Genomic DNA, 13,624 nt, shown 5'->3' on the forward strand with positions numbered 1-13,624 from the left:
TTATTCGCCTGCAGCGCCCGAGGCATCAGCGGCACTGCGCTTGCGCTTGGTACCACTGCGGCGACGCTTCTTCGGCCCAGCGCCTTCGCCGTCGCCTTTGCTGCCGAGGTCACGGATCATGTCGCGGCGCTCGCTGTCATTGGCATCCTGGTAGTCGGTCCACCATTCGCCCAGGCCGTCGGTTTGCTCGCCAGCGCTTTCGCGCAGCAGCAGGAAGTCATAGCCTGCGCGGAAGCGGGGGTTGTCCAGGAGCAGGTCAGCACGTTTGCCGCTACGGCGCGGCAGGCGTTCCTGCATGTCCCAGATCTCGCGGATCGGCATGGTGAAGCGTTTCGGGATTGCGATGCGTTGGCACTGCTCGGCGATCAGCTCATGCGCGGCTTCCTGCATGGCCGGAATCGGTGGCATGCCACGGTCTTGCAGGCGCAGTACGCGTTTTGGCAGGGCTGGCCACAGCAGGGCGGCAAACAGGAACGCCGGGGTCACCGGTTTGTTCTGCTTGATGCGCAGGTCAGTGTTGATCAGTGCTTCGCTGATCAGGGTGTGGGTGTACGTGGGGTTGTATTCCAACGCCTCGGCGCTGGCCGGGAACAGGGGATCGAACAGCTGCAGGTCCACCAGCATTTCAAAGGTGTCGGCTGCGTACCCCGAGAGGAACAGCTTGAGCACTTCTTCGAACAGGCGCGCTGAAGGGATCTCCCGCAGCATCGGTGCCAGTTCGCGAATCGGCGCAGCCGTGTGTTTCTCGATGCCGAAGTTCAGCTTGGCGGCAAACCGCACGGCCCGCAGCATGCGCACCGGGTCTTCCTGGTAGCGCTGGACCGGGTCGCCGATCAGGCGGATCAGGTTATTGCGAATGTCGTGTACGCCATTGGCGTAATCGAGAATGCGTTCGCTGACCGGATCGTAATACAGGGCGTTAATGGTGAAGTCGCGGCGCTGCGCGTCTTCTTCCAAGGTGCCGTAGACGTTGTCGCGCAAGATGCGCCCGCTTTCGTTGCGGGAGGACTGGTTGGTGTCTTCCTCTTCATCGTTTTGCGGGTGGCCTGCACGGAACGTCGCGACTTCGATGATTTCGCGTCCGAAGTGGATATGCACCAACTTGAAGCGCCGACCGATGATGCGCGCATTGCGGAATTCGGCGCGTACCTGCTCAGGCGTAGCGCTGGTGGCAACGTCGAAGTCCTTGGGCGTGATATTGAGCAGCATGTCACGCACGCACCCGCCCACCAGATAGGCCTGGTAACCGGCGTTCTGCAAACGCTCGACGATGTTCACTGCATAACGGCTGAATTGAGCACGTTGCAGCGAATGCTGGCTGCTGTTGAGCACTTCAGGCGTGCTGCGTTTGTGTTGCGTACGACGCAAGGGAGAACGGAATGACTGGAACAACTTCTTCAGCATGGGATGCACTGTTTGAAGGAATGTTCGGCCATAACGAAGAATGACCGCATGATGGGCCGGGATTCTAGCATTTAGTCAGGGGATGGTGTAGGAACAAGCTAAGGGCATTGCGCCATAAGCCTTTACGGTGATTCATGCCAGACAAATCCCGGAAACTACAAGGGGAGCCGAAGCTCCCCCAGAAGTAGTTGCGTGCTCTATTTTTATTATGGGTTGCGGGCTTCTTGTTTTTGTTGATCGCCCTCGCCATGAAGCTTCACCTTCATGGCACTCCCAATCGGGAGCCAAGAGCAAACGGATTGCTTTGGTCGCTGTGTTGCTGATCTACGATCCAACCAGTTCAGGCTCTGCCTTAGGGCAGTTTTTGTTGTTCTCGGCCTGGTTGCGGGGCAAGCCCCAAATGCAACGCCTCTCCAAAAGAATCAGTTAGCTGCGCCTCCGCCGTGTTGTTTTTGTTATGCGTGAGTCGATTCGTCTTATTTTTATTGTCTTGTACAAAGCTTGTTATTGTTTTTGTACTAAGCATATAGCAGGGTGCGTGCCAACTTTTGCGTCGCCCAGCAAAACCGGGGGGTTGAGGGGGTTTCGGGTTTTTGACGGACCAAAAAAAGCCGGGGCTTCGTTACCGTAAGCCCCGGCTTTTGTTACGCGAAATATCCGCGGTAACAGTTTTTTCACATCTGTGGGTGTTACCTGTGGGGGCGCACCCTCAACTCTCGCTGGCCACACCGGTCTTGCGCCGTGGAATACCCAGGCGCTGGCGGCGTTCCCATAAGCATTTGCGGCTCACGCCCAATTTGCGCGCCAGTTCGGTCTCGGTCATATGGTCCTGATGTTCCAGGACAAAATGCTGGAAGTAATCTTCCAGTGACAGATCTTCCGTTGGCTCATGGCTGGTATTGCTGCCGCCGCCGTGCTGTGGGGCCAGGCCGATGAAATCGTCCTCCTCCAGATCACTGAGCTCGATATCGATACCCAGCAGCTCGGCGGAAATTTCCGGGCTCTCCGACAGGATCACCGCCCGTTCGACCGCATTTTCCAGTTCCCGCACGTTACCCGGCCACGAGTAATGCCGAATGGCCTGCTCGGCGTCCGGGGCGAACTTCAGGTCGGTACGGTTGATGCGCGCGCTTTGGCGCAGCAGGAACGCGCTGGCGATCTCGTTGACGTCGGCACCACGTTCACGCAGGGCTGGCAGCTTGAGCGCGATCACGTGCAGGCGGTAGTACAAGTCTTCACGGAACTGGCCGATTTTGGCCAGGCTCTTCAGGTCACGGTGAGTGGCCGCGATCAGGCGCACATCGACCTTTTGCGACTGCACCGAGCCTACGCGGCGAATCTCACCTTCCTGTAGCACACGCAGCAAGCGCGCCTGGGCTTCCAGAGGCAGCTCACCGATCTCGTCGAGGAACAGCGTGCCGCCGTCCGCGGCCTCTACCAGGCCCGCACGCCCGGCGCTGGCGCCGGTGAATGCACCTTTCTCGTGACCAAACAGTTCGGACTCGATCAGGGATTCAGGGATCGCCGCGCAGTTCACCGAGATCATCGGTGCCTTGGCACGCTTGGACAGGTTGTGCAGGGCGCGGGCCACCAGTTCTTTACCGGTGCCGGACTCGCCCTGGATCAATACATTGGAGTCGGTCGGCGCGACTTTGCGGATCTTGCTGTAGAGGTCCTGCATCGGTGGGCAGGAGCCGATGATGCCGATCTCGCCGTTGCTGTTATCGACGCCTGGTTTATCGGCCGCTTTGCCTGCCGGGCGTTGCTCAACGGGCGCACTGCTGGCCGACTGGCGGTCACGCAGGATACGGGCCACGGCCTGAAGCATCTCGTCATGGTCGAAAGGCTTGGCGATGTAGTCCACCGCGCCCATCTTCATGGAGTCCACCGCCGAGCGCAGGCTGGCGTAGCTGGTCATGATCAGCACCGGGGTGCCCTGGCCAAGCTTGATCAACTCGGTGCCAGGCGCGCCGGGAAGGCGCAGGTCACTGACAATCAGGTCGAACGTGGGAATGCTGAAACGCTCCTGGGCTTCCTGCACCGAGCCGGCTTCGCTGACCTGGTACTGATTTCGTTCAAGCAGGCGACGCAAGGCAGAGCGGATAATGGTTTCGTCTTCGACGATCAAAATGTGCGGCATTGATTCAATTCTCTCGACGGTCTCAGTTCACAGCGGACGTCGCTTCGACATGACGCGGCAAGGTCACCCGAATACGGGTGCCGCGTTGGCTTTCGGTGTCAGCCGGGCTGTCGATGGTGATTTGTCCATAATGCTCTTCAACGATGGAATAGACCAGTGCAAGGCCCAGACCGGTACCTTCACCTGGGTCCTTGGTGGTGAAGAAGGGTTCGAACAATCGGTCCATGATGTTCTGTGGAATACCGCTACCTTCATCTTCGACGATCAGATCGACCGTATGTTCGAAAACCTCGGTCTTGACGCGTACCGCGCCACCGGCAGGCGTTGCATCGCGGGCGTTGGAGAGCAGGTTGATCAGCACTTGGGCCAGGCGTTGTGAGTCGCCGTCCACCCAGTGGTCGGGGTCGCACAAGTTGAAGAACTGTACTTCGAAATTGCGCCGGTTCAAGGCCAGCAGCCCAATGGCATCCTGCGCCACTTCGGCCAGGCACACCGCTTCATCTTGGTTCTGATGCCCGCCCGCGTGGGCAAAGCTCATCAGCGACTGCACGATGCGTGACACGCGCTTGGTCTGTTCGAGGATTTGCCCGCTGATCTCGATGATCTCGCCATCTTCCTCGCGCTCTTCGCGCAGGTTCTGCGCCAGGCACGCGATACCGGTGATCGGGTTGCCGATTTCATGGGCCACGCCCGCCGCCAGTCGGCCAATGCTGGCCAGACGCTCGGAATGCACCAGCTTGTCTTCGAGCATCTGGGTTTCGGTCAGGTCTTCCACCAGTAACACCAGGCCGCTGTTACCGGGCGCCAGGGGCTCGTCGATAGCGGCTTTGTGCAGGTTGAGCCAACGGGTTTGGCCGTCGAGGGCCAGATGCTGCTTGTGCAAGTGCTCGTCGGGCAGATTGATGAACCCTTGCAGCAATTCTTTCCACGGATCGCCCAAGGTATTGAGGCGTGAACCGACCACGCGCTGCGCTGCGATACCGGTGAGTTCTTCCATGGCCTTGTTCCACATCAGGATCTCTTGATCCTTGGCCAGCGAGCACACGCCCATCGGCAATTCTTGCAGGGTCTGGCGGTGGTAGCGGCGCAGTGCATCGAGTTCGGCGGCGAGGCCCGTGAGGCGTGAGTGGTAATCCTCGAGCCGGCTCTCGATGAAATGGATGTCTTCGGTCACGTAGTTTTCGCCGCCGGCCTTGTAGGGCAGGAAAGTTTCCACCATGTCCTGGGACACACTGGGTCCCATCAAACCGGACAGGTTGGCTTCGATACGGTCGCGCAGACGCCGCAGCGCGTAAGGGCGCCGCTCGTCGAACGGCAAGTAGAGATCGCGCAGCGCTTGTTCGACCTCCTTTTGTGCGGCTTTGGCACCCAAAGGCTTGGCCAGTTGCGTGGCGAACTCCTGGGGTGAGGCGGCATGCAATTCACGGCGTTGCGGGCGGCGCACGTTGTCCACTGCGCAGGCTTCGGCGGCGCTGGTTTCTTCGGGGCTGGCATTGGTGAACAGCGAGATCAGCGTGAACATCAAGACGTTGGCGGCCAGGGACGCAATCGCCGCCATGTGCCAGCTGGTGTCATCCAGCACGTAGATCATGTTCAGCAATGGGATGTAGAAGCCCTGCAGATTACCGACCAGCGGCAGCAGCATGGTCACGATCCACACCAGGATCCCCGCCAGCAAGCCGGCGATAAAGCCACGGCGATTGGCGGTCGGCCAGTACAGCACCGACAGCACGCCCGGCAGGAACTGCAAGGTGGCGACAAACGCGACGATACCCAGGTTGGCCAGGTCTTGCCCGGCGCCCAGCAACAGGTAGAACCCGTAGCCGGCCATGATGATCGCGACGATCAGCGCGCGCCGCGTCCATTTCAGCCAGCGGTAGATGTTGCCCTCGGCCGGCGGCTGGTACAGCGGTAGCACCAGATGGTTGAGCGCCATGCCCGAGAGCGCCAGGGTCGTGACGATGATCAGCCCGCTAGCGGCTGACAAACCACCGACGTACGCCAGCAAAGCCAACGCCGGGCTGTTGGCGGCAATGCCGATGCCGAGGGTGAAGTATTCCGGGTTAGTGGTGGCGCCCAGTTTCAGGCCTGCCCACAGGATCAGTGGCACCGCCAGGCTCATCAACAGCAGGAACAGCGGCAAACCCCAGCTGGCGCTGACCAGCGAGCGCGGGTTGAGGTTCTCGGTAAAGGTCATGTGATACATGTGTGGCATCACAATCGCCGAGGCGAAGAACACCAGCAGCAGCGTGCGCCATGGGCCCTCTTGCAGCGGCGTGTGCAGGGCGGCGAGGGCGGTCTGGTTTTGCAGCAACCAAAGCTCAAGCTGCTGCGGGCCGTCGAACACGCCGTAAAGTGCATAAAGGCCGACACCGCCGATGGCGATCAGCTTGATCACGGACTCGAAGGCAATTGCAAACACCAGGCCTTCGTGTTTCTCGCGAGTGGCGATATGGCGTGAACCGAAGAAAATCGTGAACAGCGTAATCAAGGCGCAGAAGGCCAGGGCAACGCGGTGCTGCACCGGCTCACGGGTCAGGATGCTGATGGAGTCAGCCACCGCCTGGATTTGCAGGGCCAGCAACGGCAACACGCCGATCAGCATGAAAATGGTGGTCAGCGCGCCGGCCCAGGTGCTGCGAAAGCGGAAGGCAAACAGGTCGGCCAGGGATGACAGCTGATAGGTACGGGTGATTTTCAGGATCGGGTACAGCAACACCGGTGCCAGCAGGAACGCGCCGGACACCCCGAGGTAACTGGAAAGAAAGCCATAGCCGTATTGATAGGCCAGGCCCACCGTGCCATAGAACGCCCAGGCACTGGCGTACACGCCCAGGGACAAGGTGTAGGTCAACGGATGGCGAATGATCGCCCGCGGAATCATTCCGCGCTCACTGATCCAGGCCACCCCGAACAGCGCGGCCAGGTAGGCGGCACTGATCAGCAGCATCTGGGTGAGGCTAAAGCTCATCGGCATCTTTTTGGCTCTGCAGGATGAAAGTCACGACGATCAGGATCAGCCACAGCAGATAGGGGCGATACCAGGCGCCCGTGGCGTCGATCCACCAATCCATGATGGCGGGAGAAAACAGGTAGATCCCGACGACCAGCAGCAGGACCAATCGATAGATGTACATGTTGGCCTCTGATTGAAAAACTGCGGCGATGGTAACGGATGCCTGGCAAGCTGCAAGCGCCTTCAGCTCAATTGCGCTTCGGCCAGCGTGAGTGTGCGAGGTATCCGGCCGGCATCCCAGTGCTGGATGCCCCAGTCCAGCAGTTCCCGTGGGCTGGCGTGCAGCAACTCGTCGCCGGGTTGCTGGCCGAGGGCACGCAGGGCTCTCAATAGCAAAGGCGTGGCCTGGTCGGGTGTCAACGGCGGGGAACGGTAGGATTTGCCCAACTTGTTGCCGTCCGGTTGGATGATCAGCGGCACATGCAGGTAGCGCGGTTGGCGCAGGCCGAGCAGTTCCTGCAGGTAGAGCTGGCGTGGCGTGGAGTCGAGCAGGTCGGCGCCGCGCACGATATCGGTGACGCCTTGCCAGGCATCGTCGAGGACCACGGCCAGTTGATAGGCATACAGGCCGTCGCGGCGACGGATGACAAAATCGCCTACATCGCGGCCCAGGTGCTGTCGGAATTCGCCCTGGACGCGGTCGGTAAAGTGGTATTCCAGCTCCGGAACGCGTAACCGTATGGCGGCATCCTGCTGATCGTGCCCTGCATTGCGGCACAGCCCAGGGTAGATACCGTTGTAGGGTTCCAGCTGTTTACGTGAACAGGTGCACGCGTAGGCCAGGCCATGGTTGAACATATCGTTCAGCACTTTGGCGTAGGCATCATGCCGCTCGCTTTGTCGGACGAGTTCACCGTCCCATTCGAAACCGTAGCCTTCCAAGGCGTGGAGGATCGCTGCCTGGGCGCCCGGCTCTTCACGCGGTGGGTCAAGGTCCTCCATGCGCATCAGCCAGCGGCCTTGGTTTGCGCGGGCGTCGAGGTAGGAGGCGAGGGCGGCGACCAGGGAGCCAAAATGCAAATGGCCGCTGGGCGTGGGGGCGAAACGCCCGATATAGGTAGAGGCTGTCATGGGCCGGATACTACTGGAAATTCGGTAAACGCCAGAAACAAAAATGGGGCGTTTGCACGCCCCATTCGTTCAGTTCGGCAGGGATTACTTGCCGACCTGTTTTTCCTTGATTTCAGCCAAGGTCTTGCAGTCTACGCACAGGTCCGCGGTTGGGCGGGCTTCCAGGCGACGAATACCAATCTCGACGCCGCAGGATTCGCACCAGCCGTATTCTTCGTCTTCGATCAGTTGCAGCGTCTTGTCGATCTTCTTGATCAGCTTGCGTTCGCGATCACGGGCGCGCAGTTCAAGGGCGAACTCTTCTTCCTGGCTGGCACGGTCGGCCGGGTCCGGGAAGTTCGCGGCTTCGTCCTTCATGTGGTCAACGGTGCGGTCGACCTCTTGCATCAAGTCCTGCTTCCACTTTTGCAGGATCTTGGTGAAGTGCTGGCGCATGGGCTTGCCCATGTACTCCTCACCCTTCGCTTCGACGTAAGGTGTGAAGCCACTGAGGCTCTGCTGCTGTTGCTTTGCTTGGGTGGACATGAATAGACCGCCTCTCACTCTTCTAATCCATTGCGCAGGATTGCAACGTCACCGACACCTGCCGGCCCTGCGGCTGCAAGCGGGCGAACTTACCAGATAGATTCGGGGTGCGCCACTCCCGGTTGTCGAGGCCCATGGCAAATCGCTTGCAAACTGCGACAGCCCGCCATTGCTGGGTATGCATTGCCTCGAATGTTGATTTTAGTCGTTTTGCAGGCGCTTGCTCGGCCGGCACATGCCTCCGGGCAGGCAATAGAACATGTTTTCCCGCGAGGGTTCGGTAGAATCCAGATTTTGTCCCTACCGTTAAGGAAGGCTAATGGCTCAGCCCTATAGTGCGCGCAGTCGCGCCATCGAACCTTTTCATGTCATGGCATTGCTGGCGCGGGCCAATGAGCTGCAAGCCGCCGGCCATGACGTGATCCACCTGGAAATCGGTGAGCCGGATTTCACCACTGCCGAGCCCATCATCCAGGCCGGCCAGGCAGCATTGGCCAACGGCAAGACCCGCTACACCGCGGCCCGTGGTCTGCCGGAATTGCGCGAGGCCATCAGCGGGTTCTATCAGCAGCGCTACGGGCTGAACGTCGACCCCGAGCGTATCCTGATCACCCCTGGCGGTTCCGGCGCTTTGCTGCTGGCCAGCAGCCTGTTGGTGGATCCGGGCAAGCATTGGCTGCTCGCAGACCCCGGTTACCCGTGCAATCGTCACTTCCTGCGGTTGGTGGAGGGCGCGGCCCAACTGGTGCCGGTCGGCCCCGAAGTGCGCTACCAGTTGACCGCCGACCTGGTGGCCAAGCACTGGAATCAAGACAGTGTCGGCGCGCTCGTGGCGTCCCCGGCCAACCCGACCGGGACGATCCTCACGCGTGACGAATTGGCCGGGCTTTCCGCCGCCATCAAGGCGCGCAACGGCCACTTGGTGGTGGACGAGATTTACCATGGCCTCACCTACGGCACGGACGCGGCCAGCGTGCTGGAAGTCGACGACGAAGCATTTGTCCTGAATAGTTTTTCCAAGTATTTCGGCATGACCGGCTGGCGCCTGGGGTGGCTGGTGGCGCCCCCGGCCGCAGTGGGGGAGTTGGAGAAACTGGCGCAAAACCTTTACATCAGTGCGCCAAGCATGGCCCAGCACGCGGCGCTAGCGTGTTTCACCCCGCAAACCCTGAGCATTCTTGAAGAGCGCCGCGCTGAATTCGGCCGTCGTCGTGACTTCCTGCTGCCTGCCTTGCGCGAGTTGGGGTTTGGCATCGCCGTCGAGCCGGAAGGGGCGTTCTATTTGTATGCCGATATCAGCGCGTTCGGCGGTGATGCCTTCGCATTCTGTCGTCACTTCCTCGAAACCGAGCATGTGGCCTTTACCCCTGGCCTGGATTTTGGCCGCTTTAAAGCCGGTCATCATGTGCGCTTTGCCTACACGCAAAACCTCGATCGCCTGCAGGAGGCGGTGGAGCGAATCGCCCGTGGCCTGCGGAGCTGGCAAGGCTGATGCGCTTTAATCCTCCCCTCGAAGAAGCGCGGCTGATTCGTCGCTACAAGCGTTTTCTCACCGATATCGAAACCGTTACCGGCGAGTTGCTCACCATTCACTGCCCCAACACCGGCTCGATGCTCAATTGCATGGTGGAAGGTGGGCAGGTCTGGTTCAGTCGCTCCAATGACCCCAAGCGCAAGTTGCCTGGTACCTGGGAAATCGCCGAGACGCCCCAGGGGCGTCTGGCCTGCGTGAACACCGCGCGTGCCAATCAGTTGGTCGAGGAGGCGTTGCTGGCGGGGGTCATCACCGAACTCAACGGCTTTACTGCGTTGAAGCGCGAGGTGCCTTACGGCCAGGAGAAAAGCCGCATCGATTTTCGTCTGGACTATCCCGATGGCGCGGCCTACGTCGAAGTCAAAAGTGTGACCTTGGGCTTTGATGGCTCTGCGGTTGCCGCGTTCCCTGATGCGGTGACCCAGCGCGGCGCCAAGCATTTGCGCGAGCTGGCCCATCTGGCGCGGCAGGGTGTGCGTGCAGTGCAGTTGTACTGCGTCAATCTCTCGGGCATTGATGCCGTGCGCCCGGCGGTGGAAATCGACGCGGCCTACGCCGCCGCCCTGCGTGAAGCCAAGTCGGCGGGGGTGGAAGTGCTGGCGTATGGCGTGCGGGTGACTTCCGAAGAAATCTGTGTGGATCGGCGGCTGGACGTGCTGCTCGACTAGAGCGCCACCCACAGGCCCTGGTCATCTTCGCGGCCGGGCAGGGCGGTAAGGCTTTGCCCGGCGCAAGGGCCGGCGATGCACTCGCCGCTCTCGATCAGGAACAGGGCGCCGTGGGTGGCGCACTGGATCAAACTGGCGCTGGCGTCGAGAAACTGGTCGGGTTGCCATTCCAGCGAAATGCCGCGATGGGGGCAACGGTTGATGTAGAAGTAGGCTACACCGTCCCGACGCACCGCCAACACCTTGCAGCCGTCGATATCAAAACCGAGGCTGCAGTTAGGCGCGAGGGTTTCGGAGGGGCAGAGAAACTTCATTTCAATCCTTAAGTGCCTTGACGTTCAAATGCAAACAATTATCAAATGCCGGCTTCGCCCGTTAGCTGAGCGGGCGCTCAATGCGATGCCAGGCGGGCGTTATCTGCCTCATCGATGAGTGCTTGAGCGGCCCCGCCTTTGCAAGGAAACCCTGTTATGCGCCTGAGTACCAGCGCTATTGCGCTTGTTGTCGGATTGCTGGTCAACCACGGGGCTCAAGCCTCCGAACTGCCACAACGCTGGGTGAGTGCCGGCGGGGCGCTGTCGGAATGGGTGACGGCCCTGGGCGGTGAGTCGAAATTGGTGGGTGTGGATACCACCAGTCAGCATCCGGAGTCTCTCAAGGCGTTGCCGAGCATTGGCTATCAGCGGCAGTTGTCTGCGGAAGGCATTCTGAGTTTGCGCCCGCAGGTGCTGGTCGGTACTGAAGAAATGGGGCCGCCGCCCGTGCTGGCGCAGATTCGCAACGCGGGTGTGCAGGTGGAAATGTTCTCGGCGCAGCCGGACCTGCCCACGCTGAAAGGTAACCTTCAGCACTTGGGCACGTTGCTGGGCAATGAGGCCAAAGCCAACGAATTGTTTACCGGATATGAGCAGGCGTTGGATCAGCAAAAGCGCTGGGTAAGCAAGGCCCAATCGACCCAAAAGGCGCCAGGCGTGTTGCTGTTGCTCGGTCATGCAGGCGGCAAGCCGCTGATCGCGGGCAAAGACACGGCGGCTGACTGGATGTTGCAGCAGGCTGGCGGGCGCAACCTGGCGACCCATACTGGCTACAAGCCGTTTTCGGTGGAGTCGTTGGCAGGGTTGAGCCCGGATGTGCTGGTGTTTGCTGATCGTGCCCTGACCGGTGAGGCGGCGCGTGCCGCACTGTTCAAGGAGAACCCGATCCTGGCTTCCACGCCAGCGGCCAAAAGCGGGCGAGTGTTTGAGGTCGATCCCACCTTGCTGGTCGGTGGGCTTGGGCCGCGCCTGCCACAAAGCCTCGCGGACCTGTCCGCCGGGTTTTATCCGTCCCTGGTCAAGCCAGCCCTATGACCACTCCGGTTAAACCGAAGACGCTGTTTGTGGGGTTGGCGCTGCTGTGTGTATTCGCTATTTGGCTCTCGCTGGCGCTGGGGCCAGTCAGCCTGCCCTTGCTGGATACGCTCAGGGCTGCGTTGCGGTGGATGGGCGTGCCGATCGAGGCCCAAGGGCTGGAGCAGGCTGAGCTGATCCTGGGGCAGATCCGTTTGCCGCGCACGCTGCTGGGGTTGGCGGTCGGCGGCGTGTTGGCCTTGTCGGGCGTGGCGATGCAGGGGCTGTTTCGCAACCCCTTGGCTGATCCGGGGTTGGTCGGGGTTTCCAGCGGTGCCGCGCTGGGGGCGGCGGTGGCGATTGTAGGGGGTTCGTTTTTCGGCGGTTTGCCGGATGCATTCGGGCCCTATGTGTTGTCGCTATGCGCATTCCTTGGCGGCTTGGGTGTCACTGCACTGGTCTATCGACTAGGGCGGCGCAACGGCCAGACCCATGTCGCGACCATGTTGCTGGCCGGCATCGCCCTTACAGCCCTCGCCAGCTCGGCGGTAGGACTGTTTACCTACCTGGCCGACGACGCCACCTTGCGCACCCTGACGTTCTGGAACCTGGGCAGCCTCAACGGCGCCAGCTATTCGCGGTTATGGCCCCTGTTGCTGGTAAGCGCGGGTGTCGCGCTGTGGTTGCCGCGTCGAGCCAAAGCGCTGAACGCGCTGCTACTCGGTGAATCAGAGGCCAATCACTTAGGTATCGATGTAGAAAGGCTTAAGCGCGAGTTGGTCTTCTGCACGGCGTTAGGCGTGGGAGCCGCCGTGGCCGCTGCGGGCATGATTGGTTTTGTGGGGCTGGTGGTGCCACATCTGGTGCGTTTGCTGGCGGGGCCGGATCATCGTGTGCTGCTACCGGCTTCGGTCCTGGCGGGGGCGAGCCTGCTGCTGTTTGCCGATCTGGTCGCGCGCTTGGCCTTGGCACCGGCTGAATTGCCGATCGGTATTGTGACCGCATTTATCGGCGCGCCATTTTTTCTTTATCTGTTGTTGCGGGGGCGTGCCTGATGTTGCGTGTGGAAGACCTGCAGATCCGTCGCGGTCGTACAACCGTATTGGCAGGCGTCACCCTCGATCTGTTGCCGGGCGAGGTGCTCGGGGTCCTGGGCCCCAATGGTGCGGGCAAGAGTACGTTGCTCGGCGGATTGTGCGGCGAGTTGCCTCCTGACCACGGCAACGTGTGGTTGGACCAGCGCCCGTTGAGCGAGTGGAGTGGCGCGCAACGGGCGCAACGCCTGGCGGTATTGCCGCAAAGTTCGACGCTGGACTTCGCTTTCCGTGTTGAAGAGGTTGTCGGCATGGGGCGCTTGCCACACCAGACCGGGCGCGTGCGTGATGACGCGATTATCGAGGCAGCCCTACAGGCGGCAGATGTCGGCCACCTGAGCGGTCGCAGCTACCTGGCGCTGTCCGGCGGAGAGCGTCAACGGGTGCATCTGGCGCGGGTGCTGGCGCAGTTATGGCCGGGCGAGGCTGGGCAGACGTTGCTGCTGGATGAGCCGACGTCAATGCTGGACCCCTTGCACCAGCACACAACCTTGCAGGCCATTCGCACTTTTGCCGATCGAGGGGCGGCGGTGTTGGTGATCCTTCACGACTTGAACCTGGCGGCGCGTTATTGTGATCGGATCCTGCTGCTGGAGGCAGGGCGCCCGCATGTCTTGGGTGCGCCGGCGCAGGTGATGCAGCCGGCGCCGTTGAAAGCTGTGTTTGGTTTGGATGTGCTTGTGCAGCCTCATCCGGAGCGTGGGCATCCGTTGATCATTGCCCGCTGAAATGCAGTGTGGGCGGCTTTGTACCGATAGCGTTTTACGGGCAAAAAAAGACCCGGCAAGAGCCGGGTCAAATAACCGTGATTAGCCTGATGAGGAGATAATCTGAGAGTCCGAAC

Annotated in this window: 12 protein-coding genes; 5 read left to right on the top strand and 7 right to left on the bottom strand. The window is 60.9% G+C overall.

Going from position 1 to position 13,624, the window contains the following annotated elements; translation table 11 throughout:
• From AC3ZU9_RS20060 to dksA, 6 genes are all read right to left on the bottom strand, one after another.
• A complete protein-coding gene (locus tag AC3ZU9_RS20060; RefSeq protein ID WP_015885905.1) occupies positions 1-1,404 on the bottom strand; it encodes a polynucleotide adenylyltransferase PcnB in 1,404 nt (467 codons plus the stop codon).
• Between the two features lie 709 nt (positions 1,405-2,113).
• Entirely contained in the window at positions 2,114-3,544 is a 1,431-nt protein-coding gene (locus AC3ZU9_RS20065; RefSeq protein WP_015885904.1) for a sigma-54-dependent transcriptional regulator, read from the bottom strand.
• 22 nt (positions 3,545-3,566) lie between these two features.
• Positions 3,567-6,521 carry a sensor histidine kinase gene (locus AC3ZU9_RS20070; protein WP_015885903.1) on the bottom strand — a complete coding sequence of 985 codons (2,955 nt, stop codon included), beginning with the start codon at positions 6,519-6,521 and terminating at the stop codon, positions 3,567-3,569.
• On the bottom strand, positions 6,505-6,681 hold the full coding sequence (locus AC3ZU9_RS20075; RefSeq protein ID WP_003176118.1) for a hypothetical protein: 177 nt from the start codon (positions 6,679-6,681) through the stop codon (positions 6,505-6,507). Before AC3ZU9_RS20075 ends, AC3ZU9_RS20070 begins: the two co-directional genes overlap by 17 nt.
• Before the next feature lie 62 nt (positions 6,682-6,743).
• Positions 6,744-7,631 carry a tRNA glutamyl-Q(34) synthetase GluQRS gene (gene gluQRS, locus AC3ZU9_RS20080; protein WP_015885902.1) on the bottom strand — a complete coding sequence of 296 codons (888 nt, stop codon included), beginning with the start codon at positions 7,629-7,631 and terminating at the stop codon, positions 6,744-6,746.
• A gap of 84 nt (positions 7,632-7,715) precedes the next feature.
• Positions 7,716-8,156 (bottom strand): RNA polymerase-binding protein DksA, encoded by a 441-nt coding sequence (gene dksA / locus AC3ZU9_RS20085; RefSeq protein ID WP_026083092.1) that lies wholly within the window; start codon positions 8,154-8,156, stop codon positions 7,716-7,718.
• A 319-nt stretch (positions 8,157-8,475) separates the two neighbouring features.
• On the opposite strand from dksA, the gene AC3ZU9_RS20090 reads away from it, so the two are divergent.
• On the top strand, positions 8,476-9,648 hold the full coding sequence (locus tag AC3ZU9_RS20090; RefSeq protein ID WP_015885900.1) for a pyridoxal phosphate-dependent aminotransferase: 1,173 nt from the start codon (positions 8,476-8,478) through the stop codon (positions 9,646-9,648).
• Positions 9,648-10,358, top strand: a complete 711-nt coding sequence (sfsA, locus tag AC3ZU9_RS20095; protein ID WP_015885899.1) for a DNA/RNA nuclease SfsA — start codon at positions 9,648-9,650, stop codon at positions 10,356-10,358. The genes AC3ZU9_RS20090 and sfsA overlap by 1 nt, the downstream gene beginning before the upstream one ends.
• Here sfsA and AC3ZU9_RS20100 read toward each other — a convergent pair.
• Positions 10,355-10,672 (bottom strand): Rieske (2Fe-2S) protein, encoded by a 318-nt coding sequence (locus AC3ZU9_RS20100; protein ID WP_046034296.1) that lies wholly within the window; start codon positions 10,670-10,672, stop codon positions 10,355-10,357. The genes sfsA and AC3ZU9_RS20100 overlap by 4 nt on opposite strands.
• A 156-nt stretch (positions 10,673-10,828) precedes the next feature.
• Between AC3ZU9_RS20100 and AC3ZU9_RS20105 the strand changes: the two genes are divergently transcribed.
• The 3 genes from AC3ZU9_RS20105 to AC3ZU9_RS20115 are packed head-to-tail and all read left to right on the top strand — an operon-like array spanning position 10,829 to position 13,508.
• Positions 10,829-11,707 carry a heme/hemin ABC transporter substrate-binding protein gene (locus AC3ZU9_RS20105; protein ID WP_490091225.1) on the top strand — a complete coding sequence of 293 codons (879 nt, stop codon included), beginning with the start codon at positions 10,829-10,831 and terminating at the stop codon, positions 11,705-11,707.
• Complete coding sequence (locus tag AC3ZU9_RS20110; protein WP_122810724.1) at positions 11,704-12,741, top strand: FecCD family ABC transporter permease; 1,038 nt, start codon at positions 11,704-11,706, stop codon at positions 12,739-12,741. The genes AC3ZU9_RS20105 and AC3ZU9_RS20110 overlap by 4 nt, the downstream gene beginning before the upstream one ends.
• The gene (locus tag AC3ZU9_RS20115) at positions 12,741-13,508 is read left to right on the top strand and encodes a heme ABC transporter ATP-binding protein (protein WP_093544357.1); all 768 of its coding nucleotides are present in this window, start codon (positions 12,741-12,743) and stop codon (positions 13,506-13,508) included. Before AC3ZU9_RS20110 ends, AC3ZU9_RS20115 begins: the two co-directional genes overlap by 1 nt.
• Positions 13,509-13,624: the final 116 nt, after the last annotated feature.

This window comes from Pseudomonas sp. A39 (genome assembly GCF_058145955.1).

Coding starts and splice junctions, on each gene's coding strand:
- AC3ZU9_RS20060 (WP_015885905.1), bottom strand. CDS start 1,404: ATGCTGAAGAAGTTGTTCCAGTCATTCCGTTCTCCCTTGCGTCGTACG.
- AC3ZU9_RS20065 (WP_015885904.1), bottom strand. CDS start 3,544: ATGCCGCACATTTTGATCGTCGAAGACGAAACCATTATCCGCTCTGCC.
- AC3ZU9_RS20115 (WP_093544357.1), top strand. CDS start 12,741: ATGTTGCGTGTGGAAGACCTGCAGATCCGTCGCGGTCGTACAACCGTA.
- AC3ZU9_RS20110 (WP_122810724.1), top strand. CDS start 11,704: ATGACCACTCCGGTTAAACCGAAGACGCTGTTTGTGGGGTTGGCGCTG.
- AC3ZU9_RS20075 (WP_003176118.1), bottom strand. CDS start 6,681: ATGTACATCTATCGATTGGTCCTGCTGCTGGTCGTCGGGATCTACCTG.
- sfsA (WP_015885899.1), top strand. CDS start 9,648: ATGCGCTTTAATCCTCCCCTCGAAGAAGCGCGGCTGATTCGTCGCTAC.
- AC3ZU9_RS20105 (WP_490091225.1), top strand. CDS start 10,829: ATGCGCCTGAGTACCAGCGCTATTGCGCTTGTTGTCGGATTGCTGGTC.
- AC3ZU9_RS20100 (WP_046034296.1), bottom strand. CDS start 10,672: ATGAAGTTTCTCTGCCCCTCCGAAACCCTCGCGCCTAACTGCAGCCTC.
- dksA (WP_026083092.1), bottom strand. CDS start 8,156: ATGTCCACCCAAGCAAAGCAACAGCAGCAGAGCCTCAGTGGCTTCACA.
- AC3ZU9_RS20070 (WP_015885903.1), bottom strand. CDS start 6,521: ATGCCGATGAGCTTTAGCCTCACCCAGATGCTGCTGATCAGTGCCGCC.
- gluQRS (WP_015885902.1), bottom strand. CDS start 7,631: ATGACAGCCTCTACCTATATCGGGCGTTTCGCCCCCACGCCCAGCGGC.
- AC3ZU9_RS20090 (WP_015885900.1), top strand. CDS start 8,476: ATGGCTCAGCCCTATAGTGCGCGCAGTCGCGCCATCGAACCTTTTCAT.